At 40.6% G+C, this 25,606-nt stretch carries 21 protein-coding genes and 1 other annotated feature; of the genes, 16 read left to right on the top strand and 5 right to left on the bottom strand.

The window, feature by feature from the left end; translation table 11 throughout:
- Nucleotides 1–298: 298 nt before the first annotated feature.
- From AC0KTX_RS13930 to murC, 9 genes are all read left to right on the top strand, one after another.
- Nucleotides 299–1,261, top strand: a complete 963-nt coding sequence (locus tag AC0KTX_RS13930) for an ABC transporter substrate-binding protein (RefSeq protein WP_474252729.1) — start codon at nt 299–301, stop codon at nt 1,259–1,261.
- 17 nt (nt 1,262–1,278) lie between these two features.
- Nucleotides 1,279–2,247 (top strand): ABC transporter permease, encoded by a 969-nt coding sequence (locus tag AC0KTX_RS13925; protein WP_474252728.1) that lies wholly within the window; start codon nt 1,279–1,281, stop codon nt 2,245–2,247.
- Nucleotides 2,222–3,010 (top strand): ABC transporter ATP-binding protein, encoded by a 789-nt coding sequence (locus AC0KTX_RS13920; protein ID WP_474252727.1) that lies wholly within the window; start codon nt 2,222–2,224, stop codon nt 3,008–3,010. Before AC0KTX_RS13925 ends, AC0KTX_RS13920 begins: the two co-directional genes overlap by 26 nt.
- Nucleotides 3,011–3,196: 186 nt before the next feature.
- A complete protein-coding gene (locus tag AC0KTX_RS13915; protein WP_474252726.1) occupies nt 3,197–3,754 on the top strand; it encodes a helix-turn-helix domain-containing protein in 558 nt (185 codons plus the stop codon).
- A 17-nt stretch (nt 3,755–3,771) separates the two neighbouring features.
- A complete protein-coding gene (locus AC0KTX_RS13910; protein ID WP_474252725.1) occupies nt 3,772–4,497 on the top strand; it encodes an AzlC family ABC transporter permease in 726 nt (241 codons plus the stop codon).
- Nucleotides 4,490–4,795 (top strand): AzlD domain-containing protein, encoded by a 306-nt coding sequence (locus tag AC0KTX_RS13905; protein ID WP_474252724.1) that lies wholly within the window; start codon nt 4,490–4,492, stop codon nt 4,793–4,795. The genes AC0KTX_RS13910 and AC0KTX_RS13905 overlap by 8 nt, the downstream gene beginning before the upstream one ends.
- 81 nt (nt 4,796–4,876) lie before the next feature.
- A complete protein-coding gene (locus AC0KTX_RS13900; RefSeq protein ID WP_474252723.1) occupies nt 4,877–6,142 on the top strand; it encodes a M48 family metallopeptidase in 1,266 nt (421 codons plus the stop codon).
- Nucleotides 6,143–6,271: 129 nt separating this feature from the next.
- Complete coding sequence (locus AC0KTX_RS13895) at nt 6,272–8,644, top strand: DNA translocase FtsK (protein WP_474252722.1); 2,373 nt, start codon at nt 6,272–6,274, stop codon at nt 8,642–8,644.
- Nucleotides 8,645–8,849: 205 nt separating this feature from the next.
- On the top strand, nt 8,850–10,148 hold the full coding sequence (murC, locus tag AC0KTX_RS13890; protein WP_474252721.1) for a UDP-N-acetylmuramate--L-alanine ligase: 1,299 nt from the start codon (nt 8,850–8,852) through the stop codon (nt 10,146–10,148).
- Nucleotides 10,149–10,192: 44 nt separating this feature from the next.
- Here murC and AC0KTX_RS13885 read toward each other — a convergent pair whose 3' ends face one another.
- Nucleotides 10,193–11,308 carry an aminopeptidase gene (locus AC0KTX_RS13885; RefSeq protein ID WP_474252720.1) on the bottom strand — a complete coding sequence of 372 codons (1,116 nt, stop codon included), beginning with the start codon at nt 11,306–11,308 and terminating at the stop codon, nt 10,193–10,195.
- Nucleotides 11,309–11,555: 247 nt separating this feature from the next.
- Between AC0KTX_RS13885 and AC0KTX_RS13880 the strand changes: the two genes are divergently transcribed.
- From AC0KTX_RS13880 to ccpA, 5 genes are all read left to right on the top strand, one after another.
- Nucleotides 11,556–11,996 (top strand): DUF948 domain-containing protein, encoded by a 441-nt coding sequence (locus tag AC0KTX_RS13880; protein ID WP_474252719.1) that lies wholly within the window; start codon nt 11,556–11,558, stop codon nt 11,994–11,996.
- A gap of 52 nt (nt 11,997–12,048) precedes the next feature.
- Nucleotides 12,049–12,423 (top strand): YtxH domain-containing protein, encoded by a 375-nt coding sequence (locus AC0KTX_RS13875; protein ID WP_474252718.1) that lies wholly within the window; start codon nt 12,049–12,051, stop codon nt 12,421–12,423.
- A gap of 84 nt (nt 12,424–12,507) precedes the next feature.
- A complete protein-coding gene (gene ytxJ, locus AC0KTX_RS13870) occupies nt 12,508–12,828 on the top strand; it encodes a bacillithiol system redox-active protein YtxJ (RefSeq protein ID WP_474252717.1) in 321 nt (106 codons plus the stop codon).
- A 145-nt stretch (nt 12,829–12,973) separates the two neighbouring features.
- Nucleotides 12,974–14,050: a bifunctional 3-deoxy-7-phosphoheptulonate synthase/chorismate mutase gene (locus AC0KTX_RS13865; RefSeq protein ID WP_474252716.1), complete on the top strand. Its 1,077-nt coding sequence runs from the start codon at nt 12,974–12,976 to the stop codon at nt 14,048–14,050.
- A gap of 232 nt (nt 14,051–14,282) precedes the next feature.
- On the top strand, nt 14,283–15,284 hold the full coding sequence (gene ccpA, locus AC0KTX_RS13860) for a catabolite control protein A (protein ID WP_474252715.1): 1,002 nt from the start codon (nt 14,283–14,285) through the stop codon (nt 15,282–15,284).
- Between the two features lie 48 nt (nt 15,285–15,332).
- On the opposite strand, the gene AC0KTX_RS13855 is transcribed toward ccpA, so the two are convergent.
- Genes AC0KTX_RS13855 through AC0KTX_RS13845 form a run of 3 tightly spaced genes read right to left on the bottom strand, consistent with a single transcriptional unit; the run spans nt 15,333 to nt 17,813 of the window.
- Nucleotides 15,333–16,499: an acetoin utilization protein AcuC gene (locus AC0KTX_RS13855; RefSeq protein WP_474252714.1), complete on the bottom strand. Its 1,167-nt coding sequence runs from the start codon at nt 16,497–16,499 to the stop codon at nt 15,333–15,335.
- An 11-nt stretch (nt 16,500–16,510) separates the two neighbouring features.
- Entirely contained in the window at nt 16,511–17,146 is a 636-nt protein-coding gene (locus tag AC0KTX_RS13850) for an acetoin utilization AcuB family protein (RefSeq protein ID WP_474252713.1), read from the bottom strand.
- Between the two features lie 34 nt (nt 17,147–17,180).
- Nucleotides 17,181–17,813, bottom strand: a complete 633-nt coding sequence (locus AC0KTX_RS13845) for a GNAT family N-acetyltransferase (protein ID WP_474252712.1) — start codon at nt 17,811–17,813, stop codon at nt 17,181–17,183.
- 157 nt (nt 17,814–17,970) lie between these two features.
- Between AC0KTX_RS13845 and acsA the strand changes: the two genes are divergently transcribed.
- Nucleotides 17,971–19,686: an acetate--CoA ligase gene (gene acsA, locus AC0KTX_RS13840; RefSeq protein WP_474252711.1), complete on the top strand. Its 1,716-nt coding sequence runs from the start codon at nt 17,971–17,973 to the stop codon at nt 19,684–19,686.
- Between the two features lie 634 nt (nt 19,687–20,320).
- On the opposite strand, the gene AC0KTX_RS13835 is transcribed toward acsA, so the two are convergent.
- On the bottom strand, nt 20,321–23,131 hold the full coding sequence (locus tag AC0KTX_RS13835) for a transglycosylase domain-containing protein (protein ID WP_474252710.1): 2,811 nt from the start codon (nt 23,129–23,131) through the stop codon (nt 20,321–20,323).
- 105 nt (nt 23,132–23,236) lie between these two features.
- Nucleotides 23,237–23,454 (top strand) — a binding site (T-box leader).
- Between the two features lie 48 nt (nt 23,455–23,502).
- Between AC0KTX_RS13835 and tyrS the strand changes: the two genes are divergently transcribed.
- Complete coding sequence (gene tyrS / locus AC0KTX_RS13830) at nt 23,503–24,765, top strand: tyrosine--tRNA ligase (RefSeq protein ID WP_474252709.1); 1,263 nt, start codon at nt 23,503–23,505, stop codon at nt 24,763–24,765.
- The last annotated feature ends 841 nt before the right edge of the window (nt 24,766–25,606 follow it).

The raw sequence follows: 25,606 nt of genomic DNA, 5'->3' as shown, positions 1-25,606 counted from the left end.
TTGTTCGCTAAGTTTTTGAATATTTATGGGTGAAACCCATTTACCAAATGATGAAATTAGTGTATTCTTGTCCATAAAGGTTATCCTTTACGATTGGATTTGGGCAGGAACCACCTGTACTTCCATTGTAAAGGATTTTTTTGTTTCGAAATCAATAAAAAATTGAACATTCTTAGTATTTTGAATCATCAGATTTAATTACTGCAATGCTAGTGATTGTTATAATTTAAAGCATAAAAGCACAGAAGGGGGAAGAAAAGTGAATAAAAGATTAGCAGCTTTTGGGGGAGTCTTGCTGATGGCTTTTTCTTTGCTGTCCGGTTGTGGAAACAATAACGGAACAGCTGGGAAAAGCGATAGCGATGATGGAGGAAAAAGCGAATATACTGTCGGCGTTACGCAATTTGTGGAGCATCCATCGCTTGATGAAGCGCTCAAGGGATTTCAAAAAGCGCTTGAAGATAAAGGTTTAAAAGTAAAATACGATATTCAAAATGCCCAAAATGACCAATCCAATAACCAAACAATTGCCAATAATTTAGCTGGCGATGGAGTCGATTTAATTTTTGCCAATTCAACACCAAGCGCTTTGGCAGCAGCAAATGCGACAAAAGATATTCCAATTGTGTTTACATCTGTTTCTGATCCTGTAGGTGCAGGACTTGTCAAAGATATGGAAAATCCAGACGGAAATGTAACAGGAACTACCGATACGCACCCGGATGCCATTCCGAATACTGTAAAATTTATTGATAAATATTTAGACGGGAAAAAAGTAGGAATGATCTACAATTCCGGAGAACAAAACTCGGTTGCGCAAGTAGATCTTGTGAAAAAAGCGATGAAAGGAACGGATTTGCAATTAGTTGAGGTTTCTGTTTCAACGTCCGCTGAAGTGAAACAAGCGGCAGAATCTCTAGTCGGAAAAGTGGACTGTTTTTACATTATCACAGATAACACTGTTGTTTCGGCATTGGAGTCTGTTATATCGGTTGCCAATGAAAAAGACATCCCTCTTTTTGTCGGCGAATTGGATTCTGTGAAACGGGGCGGTTTTGCCGCATACGGATTTGAATACTATGATATTGGATATGAAGCCGGAGAAATGGCGGCGGAAATTTTAACAGGAAAGAAAAAAACGACAGAACTGCCGGTTCAATATCCGCAAAATTTGAAACTGCTGATCAATAAAAAAGCTGCAAAAGAAATGAACGTCGAGATTTTAGATGAGTGGAGCAAAGAAGCAGAGTTTATTGAGTAATTTGGAAGGGTGTTTACATGTTAACTGCGGTTTACGGCTCGCTTGAGTCAGGTTTGATTTATGCCATCATGGCTCTTGGCGTTTATCTGTCTTTTCGAATATTAGATTTCCCTGATTTGACCGTTGACGGCAGCTTTGTAACAGGAGCAGCTGTTGCTGCTGTCTTGATTACAGGCGGCATGCACCCGATCACGGCAACGGTCGTTGCTTTTTTTGCCGGGTTTCTTGCAGGGGCAGTTACTGGAATTTTGCACACAAAAGGAAAAATTAATCCGTTATTATCCGGTATATTAATGATGATTGCCCTTTATTCGATCAATTTAAGAATTATGGGGAAATCCAATGTTCCGCTCCTACAGCAAGAAACGTTGTTCTCAAAACTTGCTGATGCATGGGCTCCGCTGGATCAAATGATGTCAAGCGTTATTTCTCCCTCTCCCAAAACGTGGTCCGTCATCTTTTCTATGCTTCTTTTGGTGATCGTCATAAAGATCATTTTGGATTATTTCTTAAAAACGGAGATTGGCCTTGCTTTAAGAGCGGTCGGCGATAATGAAGAAATGATCAAAAGTTTTTCAGCCAATACCGATACGCTCAAAGTTTTAGGATTGGGATTGTCTAATGCATTTGTCGCGCTTTCCGGAGCTCTTATTGCGCAATACAATGGTTTTAGCGACGTTGGAATGGGGATCGGCATGATCGTCATCGGCCTTGCATCCGTTATTATCGGGGAAGCAGTAGTAGGAAGCAAAACGATCGTGCGCGCTACGCTTGCTGTGATCATCGGTGCGATTCTTTACCGGTTGATTGTTGCGTTTGCTTTAAGATTTAACTTTTTTGAAACAGGCGACTTGAAACTAATTACGGCTTGTATCGTCATTCTTTCTTTAACGATTCCGAGATATTTTGAAAAGTACAGGGAGAAAAAAAGAAAATCAGCAAGAAAGCGGTGGGATCAAATTGCTTCAACTAAAACACATTTATAAAGTGTTTAACGAAGGTTCACTGGATGAAAAAGTGGCGCTAAATGGCGTTGATCTCGATGTCAAAGACGGGGATTTTATTACAATTATTGGGAGCAACGGTGCCGGCAAATCGACATTATTAAATATTATCGCAGGGAAGATCATGCCTGATGACGGTGAAGTGTGGCTGAATGACATCAATATGACGTCTTTGCCCGAACATAAACGAGCAAAATTCATTGGCCGGGTGTTTCAAAACCCCCTTTCTGGAACAGCGCCGTCCTTAACAATTGAAGAAAATTTGGCGATCGCATACGGCCGGGTTCATAAACGGACACTTGGAAAAGGTGTGACAAGCAAAAGAAGAAATGAATTTAAAGAACAGCTGTCGCTTTTAGGTTTGGGGCTGGAGAACCGGTTAAATGCAAAAGTCGGACTTTTATCAGGCGGTGAAAGACAAGCATTGTCGTTATTAATGGCTACATTTACGAAACCGAAGATTTTGCTGCTTGATGAGCATACAGCAGCATTGGATCCTGCAAGAGCCGAAGTTGTGCTTTCGCTCACCAAAAAATTTATTGAGGAATTTAAGTTAACAACGATCATGATCACACATAACATGCAGCACGCAATTGATTTAGGGAACCGATTGTTGATGATGAATCGCGGGAAAGTGGTTTTTGAAGCGTCCGCCGATGAAAAAGCAAAGCTGACGATACCTCGTTTAATGGACGAATTTGCCAAAATTCAAGATGCGGTGTCCGACAGAGTATTATTAAGCTGATGGACGCCATTCGGCGACGGACAAGCTAGTGAAATGGAATCGATAGAGTGTTTGATGAAACTGATGGGGCTGGTCCATCAAGTCAGTTGATCTGACTGATGGTCGGCCCTTTTCCTATACAAAAAAAGGAAAAAGTATGATATAGTAAACAAATGTATGATATATTTTACAAAACAGGAGGTACTTATGAAACCGATTCAACAGACGATCGGCGAAAACTTTAATAAATTTAGAAAAAGGATGGGCTTAAGCCTTGATAAAGCGGCGGAGAAAACAGGTGTATCAAAAGCAATGCTTGCTCAAATTGAGAGGGGAGAATCAAATCCGACTGTTTCAACCTTATGGAAAATAGCTAACGGTCTGAACATTTCTTTTTCTTCGTTAATGATGGAGGAAATGCCGTCCGTTCAAAAGGTTTCGCTAAAAAACATCCAGCCGATAGCTGACGATGATGAACAGTATAAAGTGTACCCGATGTTTTCATATGAATTGGATAAACCGTTTGAGGTGTTTGAAGTTCATTTAGAACCAGGGCATGTCCATTATTCGGATGAACACCCTCAAGGGGTGCAGGAAATTGTACTCATGAAAAAGGGAACTTTGAAGGTTATAATGGGTCGGCATTCCTTTGTTGTATCCGAAGGAGAGGCAATTCGTTTCGCAGCGAACAAAAAACACGAATATCAAAATCACACCGATAAAAAAGCGGAATATTTTGTCATTATTTTTTATCCGCAATATTAATTCGGAGGTGGATACGTTTGCAGTCTACTACAGTAATCAACCATAGAAGTGAATTCATTCAAGGGCTTCAAGCGGGGATTAGTATTGCCATCGGCTACTTTCCAGTTGCGATCACATTCGGGCTCTTGGCGGAGCGGACGGGGCTGCCCTTAATGGAAACGGTGATGATGAGCGCCATCGTTTATGCTGGGGCGGCACAGTATATGTCGCTGAGTTTGATCTCCGCTCACATTGGGGCATGGGAGATTATTTTGACAACCTTTATTGTCAATATCAGGCATTTTCTTATGTCCGCTTCATTAAACGAAAAAGTGGAAAATGATTCAATTTGGAAAAAAGTTTTTTATAGCTTCGGCATAACGGATGAAACCTTTTCTGTTGCGTCCGTCAGACAAGAGACGGTCACAACTTCTTACATGTTCGGTTTATGCTTGATGGCTTATGGAAGTTGGGTCGTCAATTCAGGCATCGGCCATGTGGTGGGAGGAAATCTGCCTCTTTTCCTGCAAGATAGTATGGGGATAGCTTTGTATGCTTTATTCATCGGCTTGTTGGTTCCATCCTTGAAAAAACATCGGAAAATCGTCGTGTTAGCGGCGCTTTCAGCCGTCATAAACTCCTTTTTTGTGTTGACAGGCTTGCTATCAACCGGCTGGTCCATTGTTGCAGCAACATTGTGTTCTTCATTGGCAGTGGAGTGGTTTTCGAAAAAATATAAACAGAGGGTGAGAAAAGATGACTAGCGAGATTGTCCTTATAATCATCGGAATGGGGATTGTGACATACATACCGCGGATGCTCCCATTTGTGTTGTTCAGTCAGCTAAACCTTCCTGAATTTTGGCAAAATGTATTAAAAAATGTTCCTTTTGCGACGTTGGGAGCGCTGATTGTTCCTTCTGTTTTTCTCATCCGTGAAGATTGGACATTCGGAGCTGTCGGGGCGATAACAGCATTTATTGCTTCTTACCTTGGCGCCAACGTATTTGTGGTCGTCCTATGTTCCATTTCTGTTTTGTGTCTTTATAGTCTTTATTTTTAAATATTTTGGAAAAGCAGTTCTACAATGTCCCGTTTTTATCTAAACTACTACAAGGAGGTAATTGAATAGGAGGGATGGGAGTTGCGAAAAAGCATTTTCATCGTGATGTTTTTGTATATTCTGTACGGCTTGTTTTTTTATTGGTATTTATATATTGCGGCCGATGGCAGGCTTCCGGATGGAATGGAAGGAACTGCTGCAGACCCTGAAACGTTTTTGACCTCGCGGGAAATCCAACAGTCTGAAGAATATTCACGTGTGAAAAATTTTTTGTATTTTCTATCCGTTCCTTTAGAATGGATCATCTTTTTTGCTGTACTAATATTGGGGGTTTCAAAAAAATTTCAAGTATGGTCGGAAGCTGCCTCCAAATTTGCATCTGTTCAAACAGCACTTTATTATTTTTGGCTGTCGCTGCTCGTTGCTTTCTTAACGCTTCCCATAAGTTTTCTAAGTTATAGGCTTTCGAAGGAGTATCATATTTCCACCCAGCCTCTTTCCTTGTGGCTGAAGGATGAGGTTACTGACTTTTTGGTAAATTATGTTTTGATGGTCATAGCGGTCATCTTTCTTTATTTTCTTATACGCAAGTTTGAAAAACGCTGGTGGCTCTTGGCATGGTTGGCTTCGATTCCGTTTACGTTTTTTATGATGTTTATACAACCTGTTTTGATCGATCCGCTATATAACGACTTTTACCCGTTGAAAAATAAACAATTGGAAGAAAAAATTTTGCACTTGGCTGATCAAGCTGACATTCCGGCAAACCATGTGTATGAAGTGGATATGTCGAAAAAAACAAATGCGCTCAATGCTTATGTAACAGGGATCGGATCCAATTCGAGGATTGTTTTGTGGGACACAACATTAAACAAGTTAAGCGAAGAGGAAATATTATTTATCATGGCTCATGAAATGGGGCATTATGTGATGAAGCACATTTATGTCGGGATTATCGGATATTTGCTCCTTTCATTCTGCGGACTATATATGATCCATCGTCTCATGACGGTTTGCATCAAACGCTGGGGAGCGCTCCTCCATATCCGGTCGATAAGGGACATATCATCATTGCCGCTTTTCCTCCTGCTGTTGGGAATGCTCTCTTTTGCTTCAAGCCCGTTATCAGGAATGGTTTCGAGATTTCAAGAAAAACAGGCGGATCTCTATGCCATTGAGATGACGAAAGATGAAGAAGCAGCGGTCAAAACATTTCAAAACCTTGCGAAATTTAGCAGGAGTGAACTGAATCCTCCGTTTTTGGTAAAATTGTTTAGATACGATCATCCAACTCTCCTCGAACGAATTATTTACATTCAAAGAGAGGACGAACGAACTCCTGATTAAAACAGGGGGTTTTTTTTCGTTGATAAAGGCGGCACTTGCCATTTTCACTATTTATCCTTTCAAAAGAAAGATTTATTGATAAAATAAAAATATATGCCTGAAAGAACTGATTTGAAAGAGTGATAAAAGATGAGCTGGATTGCAAAATTATTGAATTTATTGTTTGGAGAAAATGAAGAAGAAGATTATCGCAAAGAAAATCAGCATAAAAAAATGATCCAAAATAGAAAGAACATGGCGGCTGCAAAAGAGGACGCTGATATAAAAGCGAGGGTGGTCTATCAATATCCAACTGGTAATTTCCGTTTTCCGCTGATCTCTGATGACGAGGAATTCAGACATAAACAAAATTTCAATCAAAAAACATCCAATTTCCATGTCTCAAACACGGAAATCCTGCAAAAAGGGAAAAACGCTTTTCATCCGACAGATATTCCTTCGCCTGTTTTTGGTTTTGGACCAAGAATGAAGGATCCTATCTTAAAGGAGGCCGTGCAAAAAAGACGAGCCGAGGAAGAGATTTCTTCAGTCCGAGAAAAAGACCGGCCACATGAAGAAAATGCTCCAGTCTTTATGGCTAAACACGTTTCCCGTAAAGAGACAGAGTTTCAGGAAAAAGATGAAAACACCCATACATTAGAAGCGGAAAATCCGCCAATGCCGATTCAATTAGCAAATGATGGGTTCGATCAACCAAATTATGAAGAGTCCACGAAAAATGACGATCGTTCAAACGAGCATTCAAGCATTGATGATAAGGTAAATGTTCAAAAAGCAGAGGAAAGGACAAATGATCGCATCATTGACGACTGCGGACAATTAAACAAAGAGGCGGATGAACGGAGTGATCAAACATCCAAAACATTAAAAGAAGAGAACATTCGCAAAGGACTAAATGTTGAGAATACACAGACGAGCCGCCACCATCAAGGCGAAATGATTGAAAAAAATAAGAAGGAACAAACCATTTCCGGGGAAATACAGCAGAACAGAAAGACGGTAATTCCGTACAATGTAATTATGTTTGGGAAGGATAAACAAAAAATCCGTTTATCAGAAAAAAAGAATGGCTATTTGTTTCCGCCTATCACATTGCTCAATATTCCGCCGTTGGAAAAAGGGGCGGATAAGGAATGGATTGAGAAGCAGCAAAAACTGCTGGACATAACGCTAAAAAATTTCCATGTTCAAGCGAAAGTCGTCAATGTTTCTCAAGGACCTTCTGTTACAAGATTTGAAGTGCATCCCGAACCGGGAGTGAAGGTAAGCAAAATAACAAATTTAACAGACGATATTAAGCTGAGTTTGTCAGCTAAGGATATTCGCATTGAGGCGCCGATTCCGGGAAAAAATACAGTGGGCATTGAAGTGCCGAATCGAAAAAGCAAGACGGTTTTCTTGCGCGAAGTTTTAAGATCGAAAGCATTTTCCGGCAGCATGTCGCCGCTTGCTGTCGCTCTTGGTCTCGATATTTCGGGAGAGCCGGTGGTGACAGATGTAAAGAAAATGCCGCATGGGCTCATAGCAGGAGCAACCGGTTCCGGAAAAAGCGTTTGTATAAATACGATTCTTGTCAGCTTGTTATATAAGGCGTCACCAAATGATGTGAAATTGCTTCTGATCGATCCTAAAATGGTTGAGCTTGCACCATATAATCAAATTCCCCACTTGGTCAGCCCTGTTATAACGGATGTAAAAGCTGCCACAGCTGCTTTAAAATGGGCTGTGGAGGAAATGGAAAGAAGGTATGAACTGTTTGCTCATTCAGGGGTAAGAGATATTGAAAAATATAACGATACGCTGAAAGAACATCAACAAAAAGAAAAATTGCCTTATATCGTCATTGTCATTGACGAGTTGGCGGATTTAATGATGGTGTCTCCGGGCGATGTAGAGGAGTCGATTTGCCGAATTGCGCAAAAAGCGAGAGCTTGCGGCATTCATTTATTAATTGCCACTCAAAGACCGTCCGTCGATGTCATAACAGGATTAATTAAAGCCAACATTCCAACAAGGATCGCTTTTTCTGTATCGTCTCAAGTTGATTCAAGGACGATTTTGGATACGACAGGTGCTGAAAGATTGCTTGGAAAAGGAGATATGCTGTTTTTGGAAAACGGCTCTTCAAAGCCTGTTCGAATTCAAGGAACATTTGTTTCTGACGAAGAAATTGACAGAGTTGTCCAGCATGTAAAGCGTCAGCAGGCTCCGCACTACTTGTTTCAGCAGGAGGAGCTGATCAAAAAAGCGAATTGGCAGGAAGAAGATGATTTGTTTTATGATGCATGCGAGTTTGTTATTGAACAAGGACAAGCCTCCACCTCAAGCCTCCAGCGGCGCTTTCGGATTGGCTACAATAGAGCAGCCAGGCTGATAGATTTAATGGAAGAGCACGGCATTATTTCGGCGCCAAAAGGAAGCAAGCCGAGAGATGTTTTAGTGTCGGAAGAAGAACTGAAGGTAATAAAAGAAAATAGTGGAGACAAAACGAACATGTTATGATAGAAATTGTTTTCAGAAGGTTAAGCAGCTATTACGATTATTTCAATTGGAAAAAATACATGTTAAACAAATGGTCATGTTTTTCCTTGAATGTTATAATTTAATGAGGCGTTTAGTCTGTTATGTCATGAAAGGATGATTAGTTGCAAAAGTAGTCATCCGTCATATACTAAGTTACAGATAGACGATTGCTGGAGGTTCTCGTATGAATGTTTATCATTTTGTCGGCATTAAAGGAACGGGAATGAGCGCATTGGCTCAAATCCTTCATGATATGAATCATCGTGTGCAAGGATCTGATATTGAAAAAAGAATCTTTACACAAAAAGGACTGGAAGAAAGAGGGATTCCTATTTTCCCTTTTTCAAAAGATAACATTCGTCCCGGTTTGACAGTCATTGCTGGGAATGCTTTTCCAGATACTCATGTAGAAATTCAAGAAGCTTTGAAGCTTGATTTGAAAGTTTACCGCTATCACCAATTTTTAGGGCACTTTATGAATAATTTTACGAGCATAGCTGTCACGGGTGTGCATGGAAAAACATCAACGACCGGCTTGCTTTCCCATGTAATGCAAGGAGCCCACCCAACCTCTTATTTAATTGGCGATGGAACAGGAAAAGGTGTAGCGGACAGCAAGTATTTTGTATTTGAGGCATGTGAATATCGGCGCCATTTCCTTTCATACCATCCTGATTATGCGATCATGACTAACATCGACTTTGACCACCCTGATTACTATCGGGATCTGGAAGATGTTTTTTCTGCGTTTCAACAGATGGCGCTGCAAGTGAAAAAAGGGATCATAGCCTGTGGCGACGATGAAAATTTGCAGCGGATTCAGGCAAAAGTGCCGGTATTATATTACGGTTTTCAAGAAGAGAACGATTTTCAAGCAAGAAATATAAAGAAAGGCACGGATGGCACGTCGTTTGATGTATATGTTCGAAATACTTTTTATGGCACTTTTGAGATTCCTCTATTCGGGGATCATAATGTTTTAAATGCTTTATCCGTCATTGCTTTATGTCATTACGAAAACATAAGCATCGACTTGATCAAAGAACGGCTGTGCACGTTTAATGGGGTAAAGCGGCGATTTAGCGCCAAAACCATCTGCGGCCAAGTCCTGATTGACGACTATGCCCATCATCCGACGGAAATTAAAGCGACCATTGATGCGGCCCGCCAAAAATATCCTGATAAGGAAATTGTTGCTGTCTTCCAGCCTCATACATTTTCGAGAACGAAATCGTTCTTGCATGAATTTGCGGAAAGTTTAAAGAGAGCCGATAAAGTGTATTTATGTGAAATTTTTGGATCTGCCAGAGAGAACAATGGCGACTTGACAATCGGCGATTTAAAAAATCAAATCGAAGGTGCCGAATTGATCGATGAATCGAATACGGAAAAATTAAAAAAACACGAAGGAAGCGTCATCTTGTTTATGGGTGCGGGCGATATTCAAAAATATCAGATCGCCTATGAAAAGCTGTGCATATAAAAGAAAACGGCTGTATTTTTTAGTGCAGCCGTTTTTCTTTTCGTTTATTTCAAGTTTTCCGGGTTTAACTGTTCAAGTTCTGGCAAAACAAATCTTCCATCTTTGCGGATAAGGACATCGTCGAAATAAATTTCCCCGCCGCCGTATTCAGGACGTTGGATCATGACCATATCCCAGTGGATGTTGGAATGGTTGCCGTTATATGCTTCGTCATAGCACTGGCCGGGCGTGAAATGGAAGCTTCCGGCAATCTTTTCATCGAATAGTATATCCTGCATCGGATGAAGAATATACGGATTGACGCCAATGGCAAACTCGCCAATGTAGCGTGCTCCATCATCAGTATCCAATATCCCGTTGATTCTATCAGTGTCGTTCGCTTTTGCATCGATGATCTTTCCATCTTTCAATGTCAATTGTACATGTTCAAACGTAAAGCCTTGATATGGGGATGGTGTATTAAACGTTATTTTGCCGTTGACTGAATCTTTAACAGGAGCCGTGTACACTTCTCCATCCGGAATATTCATTCGGCCTGCGCATTTAATCGCCGGAATGCCTTTTATAGAGAATGTCAAATCTGTATCGGGGCCTGTAATGTGGACTTTGTCCGTATGGTTCATGAGATCGACGAGAGCATCCATTGCTCGATCCATTTTGCTGTAATCAAGAGTGCATACATTGAAATAAAAATCTTCAAACGCTTCCGTGCTCATTTTCGCAAGCTGAGCCATTGACTCATTCGGATATCTGAGCACGACCCATTTCGTTTTTGGCACCCGAATTTCCCTGTGCACTTTTTGGCCGATCGTTCTTCCTTCCAATTTCAATTTTTCCTCCGGAACATCTGCGAACTCATTTATGTTGCGTCCAGATCTTAATCCTATGTATGCATCCATTTTTTCCATCACATTGGCTTCAAACTCAGCCATCATTTCAAATTGTTTCTCTTGCCCTTCAAGTATTAAAGCTCTGTTGATTTGGTGATCCTTTAAAGAAACAAATGGAAGCGCTCCGGCATGATACGCTTCACGAACAAGTGCAATGACTAGTTCCCGCTCCAAGCCGAAATTTTCAATCAGCACCTTTTCCCCTTGTTTCAGCTGGCAAGAATAATGAATTAATGTCTTTGCCAATTTTTCAATTCTTGGATCTTTCACGTTCTTCCCTCCTGCCATAGTTGTTGTACAATGTTATTGTACCGTTTTCAAGCGCTTTTTACATCTTTGCTTGGAAAATTTCGCATCTAAAAAGTGTTTTAGAAGATGTCCATTCTTTTCGGCAACTTTCAGAAAAAACAGTAAAGAGAAGAAAGTTCGTTAGTTGCTGTCGAAAACAATCATCATATGTTTCGTTCGCCCGTTAGAGATGGTATGATAAATAGAGAGAGAACAAGGAGGTATCACATTGGAGCTTATCCTTTATGTCAGCATCGCTTTAATAGCAGTCGCTTTTAGTGTATTGGTTGTTTATTTAGCCAAAACGTTAAAGTCGCTCCGGATCACGCTAGATCATGTTGCAGGAACGCTTGCGGGCTTGGAAAAACAAATGGAAGGAATTACGAAAGAAACAACAGATTTATTGCATAAAACGAATCTGTTGGCGGAAGACATCCAAAAAAAAGCGGAAAAGATCAATTCGGTGGTTGACGCTGTACAAGATGTCGGTGCATCAATACGTCAATTTAATCAATCAGTTGCGAAAATTTCAAACAATGTGGCAAAGCAAATGGAAAAAAATGAAGAAAAAATTGTCCAAGCAGTTCAGTGGACAAGCACTGTAATGGAATTGGTAAGCAAACTGAAACTGCGCAAGAAACAGCAAAAACAGTTGGAATCCGATAGCTGACTGTCTAGGGAACAGGCGATGAAAAAAGCGAAATGATCAAGGAGGAAAAGAAATGGCAAAAAATAAATTGGATAAAAAAGGTTTTTTGCTCGGAACGATTGTCGGAGCTGCCGCCGGCATAGCGGCTGCATTATGGATGGCGCCAAAAAAAGGAAAAGAAATTCGGGAAAATGTAAATGATCAGGCAAACAAGATGAAAGAAAAAACAGTTAAGCTCACAAACGAAGCATATGAAAAAGGAGTGCAGTTTATCAGTTTGGCCAAGGATAAAACAAAAAGCTTCCAGCGGGCTCTTCAAGAACAGTCCGCCGATATGATGAAAAAAATAAGGGAGAAAGGCGATCAAGATGCGACGGAGGAAGAAACGGAAAAAAAAGAAGTGGACAAACCAGTAGAGACAAAGGAAGAAACAGAAGAAAATCATTAAGCAAAAGGTGATCAATCATTGGCGGAACCGCTGATGATTTTCTATTTTTGATAAACGATTCCAAAAAATGAGAGGTGCGGAAACATGAAAGTAGAATCGATTGAACAATTTCAAGCAATCATCGACAAAGAAAAAGAACTTTTATTTTTTAAAAATAGTTTGACTTGTCCCATCAGCCAAAAAGCTTTTCGAGAATTTCAATCCTTTGTGAAGGATCATCCCAACCTCCCTGCTTATTACCTTCATGTCCAAGAAGCGAGGGAGCTTTCAAATTATATCGCTGATTTTTTTCAAGTGAAGCATGAGTCTCCACAAGTGTTGTTTATAAATGAACAAGCGGTTTGCTGGCATATGAGCCATTGGAATATTACGTATCAAGAACTTGAAAACAAATTGGCCAAATAATCTTTTATACCAAAACGCTTTATCGCTTAAAAGCGTTTAATCAATAAAGAAATTTTTAGTGACATTTAAAAGATTATGGTTTATAATATCCCTAATTATATTCCAATGCAGTTTGAAATTTTGCGGAATTGAAAGGGTGGCAAAAATGAGCAATCATGAGTTGGATGCATTAAGAGAACGAGTAGATGAAATCAATTTGCAAATTTTAAAGTTGATTAATGAACGGGGGAGACTCGTACAGGAAATTGGAAAGGCAAAAGAAGCACAAGGCGTTAATCGGTATGACCCTGTTCGCGAACGAAAAATGCTGGATATGATTAAAGAGCATAATGACGGCCCTTTTGAAGATTCAACATTGCAGCATATATTCAAGGAAATCTTTAAAGCGGCATTAGAGCTGCAAGAAGATGACCATCGCAAAGCGCTGCTTGTTTCCAGAAAGAAAAAACCTGAGAACACCATTGTGGATGTAAAAGGAGAAAAAATCGGCGACGGCAAACAATATTTTGTAGTCGGCCCATGTGCTGTTGAAAGCTATGAACAAGTTGCCGTTGTCGCAGAAGCAGCGAAAAAACAAGGATTGAAGCTTTTGAGAGGCGGTGCTTATAAACCGAGAACATCGCCATACGATTTCCAAGGACTAGGTGTTGAAGGGCTGAAAATTTTAAAACGAATTGCTGAAGAGTATGATATGGCGGTTATTAGTGAAATTGTGTCGCCTCATGATATTGAAATGGCGCTTGATTATATTGATGTCATTCAAATCGGCGCGCGCAACATGCAAAACTTTGAATTATTAAAAGCCGCTGGATCTGTAAGGAAACCTGTATTATTAAAACGCGGGCTTTCCGCAACACTATCTGAATTTATGAATGCTGCCGAATACATCATTTCCCGTGGAAATGATCAAATTATTCTTTGTGAACGCGGAATTCGTACGTATGAACGAGCTACAAGAAACACTCTTGACATTACAGCGGTTCCGATTTTGAAACAAGAAACACATTTACCTGTGTTTGTAGATGTCACTCATTCAACCGGCCGCCGCGACCTTCTTCTTCCTGCTGCAAAAGCTGCTCTTGCCATTGGCGCTGATGGCGTAATGGCTGAAGTGCATCCGGATCCTGCCGTTGCTTTATCTGATTCGGCGCAGCAAATGGATATTCAACAGTTCAACGAGTTCATATCAGAATTAAAACCTTTAGCAAAAGTTAATGTTTAATTGAGATGGTTGTTTAAAAAGGAGCCTTTTAGCGGGCTCCTTTTTTTCGGAATGGATTTGCTGTTATTTAATCAATTTTTTTGCTGATCAGCAAATTTTTTTGAACAAAAATAGAAAAAATAATAGAAAACCTCACAAAACATTGCGGTAGTCGGTTTTGTATCGTATGATATGTTCAGGCGGGATGAAACAGCGATTACATATTGATTTGTAAAACGAGGAGTGTTGAAAAATGAATAATGTCACGATATATGATGTGGCTCGTGAGGCGAACGTTTCAATGGCGACCGTTTCGCGGGTCGTGAACGGGAATCCAAATGTAAAGCCTACAACAAGAAAAAAGGTGCTGGAAGCTATTGAACGACTCGGCTACCGTCCGAATGCGGTGGCAAGAGGCCTAGCAAGTAAAAAAACGACAACGGTGGGAGTCGTTATACCGGATGTATCAAGCACATTTTATTCGGAATTGGCGCGTGGAATTGAAGATATTGCCACCATGTATAAGTACAATATTATTTTAAGCAATTCGGATCAAAACAAACAAAAGGAGTTTCATTTATTAAATACCCTTTTAGGCAAACAAGTCGACGGTATTGTATTTATGAGCGGCAACATAACGGATGAACACGTCGAAGAATTTAAACGTTCCCCTGTTCCAATTGTGCTTGCCGCATCATTTGACGAGAATGATGAAATTCCTTCTGTCAATATTGATTATGAACAAGCTGCATATGATGCCGTTAAATTTTTAATTGACAAGGGGCATAAGCAAATAGCATATGTTACAGGCCCGCTGGAAGAGCCGGTAAATAAAATCAAAAAATTAAATGGCTATCAACGGGCTTTGGAAGAAGCCGGATTATCCTTAAATGAAGAATATATCATTGAAGGGGATTATTCATATGAATCCGGGATTGAAGCTTTTGACAAAATCTTAGAATTGTCTCCGAAACCGACGGCTGTCTTTGTCGGAACGGACGAAATGGCGCTCGGCGTCATTCATGCCGCTCAAGATAAAGGCTACAAAATACCGAACGACTTTGAAGTTGTCGGTTTTGATAATACCCGATTAGCGGTCATGGTCCGTCCTAAGCTGACAACGGTCGTGCAGCCGACGTATGATATCGGTGCCGTTGCAATGCGCCTGCTAACAAAATTGATGAACAAAGAAGAAGTGGATAATCAAATTGTTACACTTCCCCACCGTATTGAGATCAGACAGTCCACCAAATAAAAACATGCGGTCAAGCATTGAGAAGCTTGACCGTGTTCTTTCCCGTCATTATTTCATGCTGTTTTGGCGGATATATCGAAGCGCCGATTGAAGGGTTCTGCTATTTTTTTCCTCAATCTCTTTTTTTCTCGGTATCGGTTTATATAAAGGGTTTGGGTCTTCCCAGCTTGTAATTAATGGGACAGGAGAGGTTTTCTGCCAATTCTCCACCCAGTCTTTTGGAAGCAAACCGTTTGCTTTCTTCATCTGTTGTTTCATCTCAAGCCATATAAATGCCCAAGCTCTCGGCACAGTCCGCCAAATATCGTATCCCCCGCCTCCCACTGCTATCCATTTCCCGCCACAATATTGATGTGCCAGTTGATGGGCAACCTTAGGAATTTCCCGATAAATTTGAATGGTTGCACATAAATGGGTTAATGGATCATAGTAATGAGCGTCTGCACCGTTTTGGGTAACGATGACGTCAGGTTTAAAGTATTCGGCAATTTCCCTAACGGCTTCTTTATAGACATTCAGCCATGATTCATCTTCCGTAAAGGCATCAAGAGGGAAATTAAAACAAAAACCGTATCCAGATCCGTGTCCACGTTCATGAACATCTCCTGTTCCTGGGAATAAATACTTTCCTGTTTCATGAATGGACACTGTACAAACGTTCGGATCATCATAGAAAGCCCATTGGACGCCGTCTCCGTGGTGTGCGTCCGTATCAATATAAAGCACTTTTGCCCCATATTTTTCAACGATATATTTGATGGCGACTGCACTGTCATTATAAATGCAAAATCCGGACGCTTTTCCGCTTAATCCGTGATGGAGCCCGCCTCCCAAATTAAGGGCGTGAACTGCTTTCCCTGTCATGACGTAATCGACTGCTGTCAATGTCCCGCCGACTAAAAGCGAGCTTGCTTCATGCATGCCTTGAAAAACCGGGGTATCTTCCGTACCGAGCCCGTAATTTAATGCTTCCTGTTCACTAAGCTTGCCTTCTCCCGCCAGTTTCACTGCCCGAATAAAGTTTTCATCATGGATGAGCTGAAGTTCTTCTTCCGTTGCATATCTTGGCTCGATGATTTCATCTTCTTCAAGCGCTTTCATTTTTTTTAACAAATCCACTGTCATTTCCACACGCAGCTGGTTAAATGGGTGCTTATTACTAAATTTGTAACTTAAAAAAAGGGGGGAGTATACAAACACACTATCTTTTTTCATGTTTAATCACCTTATATGTTTGGCCAAACCACCGTGTAGCCTTTCTCTTTTAAATCAGCAACAAGCTCCAAAGGATTCATCGTTTGCACGCGGAATACTAAAACCTTCGTTTGATCGTCCCCATCCGGGTATACAAAGACGCTTGAAATGTTGACTTTTCTTTTGTGGAAAACGGCCGATACTTCAGACAACATGCCGGTGATATTAGGCACTCTCACTTCGATCCGTGAACTTGGGTGATGAGCCCCCATCATCTTTACAAATGTATGAAGAACATCCGTCTCCGTAATAATGCCAACAAGTTTTTCGTTTTGTAAAATCGGCAGGCAGCTGATTCGATGCTCAAAAAATAATGCTGCAGCATCTTCAATAAAATCGAGCGGATGTCCGGTGATAACATCCGTAACCATAATTTCCCTAATTGGTTTGTTTAAAAGATGGGACCATTGGTCATGATCTTTTAAAAGGATGGAAGAGCTCGCATCCCGAATGTCTCTGTCGGAAACAATTCCGACTACATGGTTTTCCTCATCAACGATTGGAAGATGGCGGATTCTTTTCAGCTTAATGATGTTCACAGCATCGAGAATCGAATTGTGAGGTGAAAGTGTGAGCACGTCTTTTTGCATAATTTTTTCAATAATCACGGAACCGTCTCCTTTCTATCCGCTGTTTTGAGAATTAATAGAAAAAGCGGTTTCGAAATCTCAGCTGATCAAACTTTTGTATGGAGTCTTGATCTACTTTTTTTCCTATTCGCGCCATTAGGCAGTTTGCGGGATGGGAGCAGATTTCAGGATCATCTGTTGCAAACCATTCAAGCCCGCCGGCATTCATCATCTTTTCCATCATTTTTCGATATTCCCAAACACTTAAACCGGTTCCTTTTAAATCCCAATGCCAATAATATTCCGTTGTAATAATAATATATTTTTCCATTTCTTCATCCATCATGGAAACAATCAGCAAATTTTGTCCGATGGAACAGCCTCGATATTTTGGAATGACTTCAATGGCGCCCAGTTCAATCAAGTTGTCCATATTTCCTTCAGACCATCTTTCAAGGGGATCGGGATATAAAAAAGTGACATATCCGATAATCCATTTATCAGTTCTGGCAATGATGATGCGGCCTTCCGGAAGATTGGCAATCTCTATTAATGCTTTATGCTGTTCTGGTGCAGGCCGAAAAGATTTTAAATCTTCATGAAATTCATACTCTTGAAGCCGCTCCCCTTTCACAGGACCCTCGATCAGAACCGAACCATGTGGTGTTTGCAATTCTTTTCGATGATATGTCTTTTTATGTTCCATTATATAACACCGCCTAGCATCTTCTAGCCTCTCTCATATTATACAAAAAAGGGGAGCTAAAATGTTTGTTATTTTGCGAGAAATTTTACAAAATTGCGAAAAGTGGTAAAGTGTTATATTATAGTCTTGGCGATATTATTTCAGGGGGGAATAAGTAATGAAAGTGGAAGCGCTATCAGCAACAAAGGGGAATCATAATCTTCCAAATTATGAAGAAGCATATGCAAATTTTGATTGGAAGGAAGTTGAAGAAAATTTTACTTGGAGCAAAACAGGCAAAATAAATGCTGCATATGAAGCAATTGACCGCCATGCAGAAGGGTTTAGAAAAAACAAAGTCGCTCTCTATTATCGCGATGCCAACCGTGAGGAAAAATATACATTTAAAGAAATGAAAGAGCTTTCTAACAAAGCGGCAAATGTTTTGAAAGAGACGACTAATGTTCAGAAGGGCGACAGAGTTTTTGTGTTCATGCCAAGAAGCCCAGAGTTATATTTTGTTATTTTAGGAGCCATTAAATTAGGCGCCATTGTCGGTCCATTGTTTGAGGCATTTATGGAGGGTGCTGTCAAGGATCGTCTTGAAGACAGCGAAGCCAGCGTCATTGTGACGACAAAGGAACTTTTGCCGAGAGTTCCGATGAATGACTTGCCGTTTCTCAAACATGTCGTCGTTGTCGGGGAAGATGTGAAAGAAGAAGGAAAAATCATCAATTTTTTTGCTCATTTTGAAAAAGCAAGCAAGGAATTGGAAATTGAATGGGTGGAGCGAACAGACGGTTTTCTTTTGCATTATACGTCTGGTTCAACTGGGAAACCGAAAGGAGTCCTTCACGTCCATAATGCGATGATTCAGCATTATCAAACGGGGAAATGGGTTCTCGATTTGAAGGAAGAGGATATTTATTGGTGTACGGCAGACCCCGGCTGGGTGACCGGAACCGTTTACGGCATCTTTTCTCCTTGGCTTCTCGGTGCGACAAATGTCATTGTCGGCGGTCGATTCAGCCCTGATTATTGGTATGAAACGATTGAGAAAATCGGCGTCACTGTTTGGTACAGTGCACCGACTGCGTTTCGCATGTTAATGGGTGCTGGAGACCAATTGGTCAAAAAATATAATCTTGGTTCATTGCGCCATATTTTAAGCGTCGGTGAACCTTTAAACCCGGAAGTTATTCGATGGGGAATGAAAGTATTTCAGAAACGAATTCATGATACATGGTGGATGACGGAAACAGGCGGACATCTTATTTGCAATTATCCATGCATGGATATTAGACCCGGATCGATGGGCAAGCCGATACCAGGAGTAAAAGCAGCGATTATTGATGATCATGGAAATGAACTGCCGCCAAACAGAATGGGAAATCTGGCTATTAAAAAAGGCTGGCCTTCCATGATGTATACTATTTGGAACAATCCGGGAAAATATGAATCTTATTTTATCGGCGACTGGTATGTATCAGGGGACTCCGCTTACATGGATGAAGACGGCTATTTTTGGTTCCAAGGACGTGTAGATGATGTCATTATGACTTCAGGCGAGCGCGTTGGCCCGTTTGAGGTGGAAAGCAAACTTGTGGAGCATCCTGCCGTTGCAGAGGCGGGGGTTATCGGAAAACCGGATCCAGTCCGCGGGGAAATTATAAAAGCGTTTGTAGCTCTGCGCGGCGGTTATGAACCGTCAGAAGAATTGAAAGAAGACATACGCCAATTTGTCAAAAAAGGTTTAGCTGCCCATGCAGCACCAAGGGAAATTGAATTTTGCGAAAAGCTGCCGAAAACCCGCAGCGGAAAAATTATGCGCCGCGTCTTGAAGGCTTGGGAGCTTAATTTGCCGACGGGCGATTTGTCGACAATGGAAGATTAAAAGGAAAGAAATGCCGCAAGCTTGTTAAAGCAGGTTTGCGGCTTTGCTGTGTGCAGTTTTTAGGCGCTATTGATAGAATAAACGCTGAATAATTGTAATAGGAGAGAAGCATATGGAATCATCCCTTTTGTTGAAAGAACTGCAAACGAATGAGGAAATCCGGCAGAATTTTCAGCCATGAAACATTTGCGTACTCATTTTAATGAACAATCATTTCCTGAATCAGTTCTTGAAGCTTAACAAAAAGAAGGATACAAATTAATGGCTCTTTACGATCATCATTAGATGGCTGCCATCACAGGATTTATGCCAAAGGATCACTTTATAATCGGCGGTTCCATTTGGATTTGTGATTTAGTGGCATTTCCTGAGGAGGAAAAGGATGCGGTATAAAGCTCTTATGTCCTATATTCATCAATATGTTGAGGAAAATAGCTATTTATATGGTTTCTTTATGTTCCGGGTTCCAGCGTCTTGACTCACATCGTTTCTAAGACGAAAAGAAAAAAATGTATATTTTGATTTTTAAACAGATTGCCGGGGCAGCAGTCGGGAAATAAAGAAAAAGAACCGGGGACGGTTCTTTTTCTTTATTTCCTAGTTCAGTTTTCGCCGTTTTAAGGAGCAGCTTTATTTATGTCTCCGCTTGTTTTTTTTCATTTGGTTTTGCTTTGTTTTTTGCCGTTTGCTTCGGTTTTTCTTGAGGAACGTTTTTTACGATGGATGACGGCGGCGATTCTTTTCCAGCCACATCCACCGCAACGACATAATAGGCGGATGGAGATTGGCCAACAGAGACGCTTAAATGATTTTTTGCCGGTATGCTGGCAATTTTCTTGAAATTTTTTGAATCGGCGGAGGCTGCGTAAACTCTGTAGCCTATTACATCATTTTCGCCGCTTTTGCTCCAAGATAATGTTGTTCCATTAAGTTTGACAGCGGAAATTTTAGCAGGAGTTTTGCCATTGTCTTTGAGAACCCTGTTTCCAGTCACCGTTAAAGCATCAAGCCTTGCTCCTTCAGGAAGAAGTTTTGTTAATTGGGACACGTTTGACACTCCAAGTTTCTCCAGTAATTCTTTTTTCAGGACAGGCCCTTCTTGGACAAATTCAGCAGGTGCATTTGCCGGCACTTGATATGCCACGTTGTTTACGAAAACAAATTTGCCGTATCCCAAGCTATTATCCGCTTTTTTCGGGATATATTTCACGTTGTATAAATCCGTTTGAACAAGCCCTGCTTTCTTGCAAAGATCAGAAGGCAATTCCCCGGAAACGGAACAATACGATCTTGACACAATTCCTCCAGGCATTTTAAAGGTTGCATTTGGATCAACAAGCTTTGGACGAATGCTGTATGCCCCGTTCATCAATTTTGCCCATAGCAATATATTCCGTTTGCTGTAGCTTAATCCTTTATAGGTGGTTTCCAGCCGTTTCGGCGTATCATAGCCAATCCATGTGCCGAATGTTACATTTGGGTTTGTAGCCACGAACCATGCATCCCTATAATTTTGGCTTGTTCCTGTTTTGCCCGCCCAATCGGAGCGAAATGCCAAGTAGCTGTTTAGCGAAGAGGCTGTGCCACTTCGAATGACATCCCGCATCATGTCAATGGTTAAATAAGCTGTTTGCGGTGAAAAGACTTTCGTTTTAGCCGGTTTATGTTGATAGACAACCTTTCCATCTTTTGTTTCAATTTTTTCGATCATATATGCATCCACAAATTCGCCGCCATTGGCAAAGGTTGCATATGCATTGACATTTTCTTCAACCGTTACCCCGTAGGTCATTCCCCCAAGGGCAAGGGAAATCGCACTGTAATCCTCTTTAGCCAATGTTGTAAAGCCCATTTTTTCCAAATATGTTACAGGATTGTGCGAAATGATTTTTGCATATGTTTTCACAGCGGGAATGTTATAGGATTGTTTTAAAGCCGTCCTCATACTGATTAATCCGTGGTAGCCTCCACCGTAGTTTTGCGGACGGTATCTTCCGATTGAAAAAGGGAGGTCGGCCACAACAGTACCGGGCTGAACAATTCCCATTTCCATTGCCGGGCCATAGACAAGGAGCGGTTTCATTGTTGATCCATTTGATCTTAAAGCGCTTGTAGCATGGTTGGTTTGTTCTCGGTTATGGTCGCGCCCGCCGACAAAGGAAATAATTTTTCCCGTTTTATTTTCAATCAAGATTGCGCCCACTTCCACGGGCTCTTGTACCGTTTTCAACTTACCGGTTTCAGGGTCTTTTTTCTTTTCCGGCTTTGGACTTCCGTAATATTCATAGTTTTTTGCAATTTCCTGCATTTTGTCATAAATTGCTTTATCAATAGTCGTGTGAATTTTATATCCGTTTTGTCTTAGGTTTTTATATGCTGTTGTCATATATTGCTGATAAAGTTTTTTGTCATTTTTTTTCAGTTTGTCAAGTTTATGCCCATCTTTTTCGGCGAGTTGTTTTGCTAAAATATCCGTTGCTCTTTTCTCGACTTCGAACATCAGCCAAGGATATTTCTCGGTGGCCGATTCTTTTTCTTTTGTTAAGTGCGCCCGCAAATCAAACTTGAGGGCTTCCTCATATTCTTTTTTTGTAATATAGCCTTCTTCGTACATTTTTCGCAAAACCATTTTCATTCGGTTGATGCCGGGTGATAAATCTTTTTTCACTTCCCCTGTTCTTGTAAACGGAGAATAAACAAATGGGCTTTGCGGAAGACCTGCGATAAATGCTGCTTGGGGAATGGTCAGATCTTTCGCATTGACTCCGAAAATTCCTTGCGCCGCGGCCTGAACGCCGGCAATGTTCCGGCCCGAACTGTTGCGGCCAAATGAAGATACGTTTAAATATGCTTCTAAAATTTGATCTTTTGAAAAAAATTTTTCCAATCGTAAAGCAAGAAGAATTTCTTTCGCTTTTCTTTCAAACGACACTTCGTTTGTTAAAATTTGATTTTTGATTAATTGTTGTGTCAAGGTGCTGCCGCCTGTTCGAACGGAGGAGTTGGTGAATTCTTGGAAAAGAGCTCTCATAATTGCTTTTGGAACAATTCCTTTATGTTCATAAAAATATTCGTCTTCAATGGCGATAATGGCATGTTTCAGATGTTCCGATACTTTGTCTAATTTCACTTCCTCCCGCTCTAGATCAGAACGGAGCTTCCCCAAATAGACGTTGCCGGCAAAATACACTTTTGTTGTTTCCGAATAATCATAAATGTCTTTTTCCATTTCTTGATAAGAACGAACAGGTTCATCCTTCACTAATGAGGCAAAATATCCTGCGCCCAAACCGCCGATAAATGCAAGCCCCATTAAGCCGAGCATTAAAAACAATAAAAACAAATTCCATGCAACATTGTATGTAATCAACAATTTTTTTCGATGTTTAGCGTAATAAGAGATTAGCCGCCTGAACCTCTCATTCCATTTCTCCATGTTGATCATCCCCCTATAAATCTAGTTTATTATAGCATATTTTGATGTGGATAGCTTTTCCTAATTCAGTTGACAAAGGTGCTCGAATATGCTAAAAAACATAAATAAGCAAAATCTTGAGCATTGATTGGAGAAAGTAGCGGGCATTTCCCTGTTTCAGAGAGCTGGTGGCCGGTGCGAATCAGCACATAAATGCTTTGCGAATTACCTCCATGAGCATTCTTTGTGAAGGCATAGTAGCAAAGAACGGTCCATAGCCGTTATCTTTAATGAGTGAAGAACTTGTTTGTTCTTAAGTAGGGTGGTACCGCGTTAATTTGAACGTCCCTTCATGGAGGGGCGTTTTTTGTTTGCCATAATGAAAAAAGGAGTGATGTTTAATGAAAGCTTTGCTTGAAGACTTAAAATATCGCGGCCTCATTAATCAAGTGACAGATGAGGAAGGGCTAAGCAAACTGTTATCAGAGGGGCAGGTGAGGCTGTATTGCGGATTTGACCCAACAGCAGACAGCCTTCATATCGGCCATTTGCTGCCGATATTAACGTTAAAAAGATTTCAAGAGGCTGGTCATCAACCGATTGCCCTTGTTGGAGGTGCAACCGGTTTAATTGGCGATCCGAGCGGAAAAAAACAGGAGAGAACGCTGAATGAAAAAGAAACGGTAAAACAATGGTCAGAGCGCATTAAGGAACAACTTTCCCGCTTTTTGGATTTTGAAAAAGAGGGGAATCCGGCCATTTTAGCCAACAACTACGATTGGATCGGATCATTGGATGTCATTACATTTTTGCGCGATATCGGCAAAAGCTTTGGCTTAAATTACATGCTGGCGAAAGAAACCGTTCAATCGAGAATTGAAACGGGAATTTCTTTTACGGAATTCAGCTACATGATTTTGCAATCGTACGATTTTTTAAAGCTGTACCAAACTTACGATTGCCGCTTGCAAATTGGCGGAAGCGATCAATGGGGGAATATTACGGCGGGGCTTGAATTAATTCGGAAAACGGAAGAAAATGCGAAAGCGTACGGCCTAACGCTTCAGCTTGTCACGAAGGCCGACGGCACCAAATTCGGTAAAACGGAAGGCGGAGCTGTTTGGCTTGATAAAGAAAAAACAACGCCATATGAATTTTATCAGTTCTGGATCAATACTGATGACCGGGATGTTATCAAATATTTGAAATATTTTACTTTCTTATCGAAAGAAGAAATTGAACAAATGGCAGAAGAAGTGAAAAATGCTCCCGAAAAACGATTGGCGCAAAAAGCGTTGGCGGAAGAAGTGACAAAGCTTGTCCATGGCGAAGAGGCGCTCAAGCAAGCTGTCAAGATTTCCGAAGCGCTGTTCAGCGGCAATATAAAAGCCTTAACAGCAGAAGAAATTAAACAAGGCTTTAAAGATGTGCCTTCTTATGAAACAACTGAAAAAGAAATCGGATTAGTCGATTTATTAGTTCAGGCGAAAATTTCCCCATCGAAACGGCAGGCAAGAGAAGACATCGGAAACGGTGCGATTTACATTAACGGCGAACGGGTGCAGGAGCTTGATTATATTGTGTCTGAAAAAGACACCATCGAAGGTCAATTTGCTGTGATCCGCCGGGGCAAAAAGAAATATTTCTTAATTCGTTTTCAATAATTAATATTAATACAGACCTTGACGGGATGGCACATGAAGTGGATGGGAAAATGGGTTTTCAATAATTAATATTAATACAGACCTTGTTGGTAATTTATCATAGAGGCAACACCACCTTCAATTGAGTAATACGTGTACTTATTGAAGGTGGTGTTTTCGTATAAAGTGCGTTTTCAAAAGAAAAGTACAAAGAGTGTTGCAATACGAACCGAACGGATCAAATTTCAATGGGAGTTATTTCAAAAATTTTATCGGATTTTGCATTTTGCAACCTGTTTTAATGGGGATTGCATGTTCGTTTTCATCAATGTAAGAGACTCTATAAAAAGGTAGGCCATGATAATGAAGGGAATATAGGGTAGCTTTTTATTAATTAGGTAAAGCATTGGGAATAAAATCCCAATGCTAATTTTTTGCCTCTCAAATCACCACGGTGAACCGTACCATAAGTAAGTATCGATTTTTGGAGATAGCTTAGTAGATGGATTTTGGAGAAATGTAACTGTGAAGGACAAAAATAATCTAATAAAATTTGTAAATGTCCTTCATAGAGGCGATGAAGTCCAAAAAGAAGCAATTGTATATACTGAATGTCCGTCAAAAGACTTTTGACGGACATAATGAAGATAGAAAGCATAAGAAAAGTCCTTCATAAGACTCCTGAAGGACATAAATAAGATAGAAAACATGGGAAAAGAAAGTCAAAATCCATTGAAAACGATTGATATATCAACTTTCTAAAACATTAAGGGAGTGCCTATAAGTGGATTTAAGTCAATATTTTGGACACCAATAAGTGAAATTTAATTTTGATCTCATGCCATATTTTTCATGACATCGC

It is taken from the genome of Aeribacillus sp. JST-2 (assembly GCF_056032925.1).
This window is presented reverse-complemented; position numbering and strand designations above follow the sequence as displayed.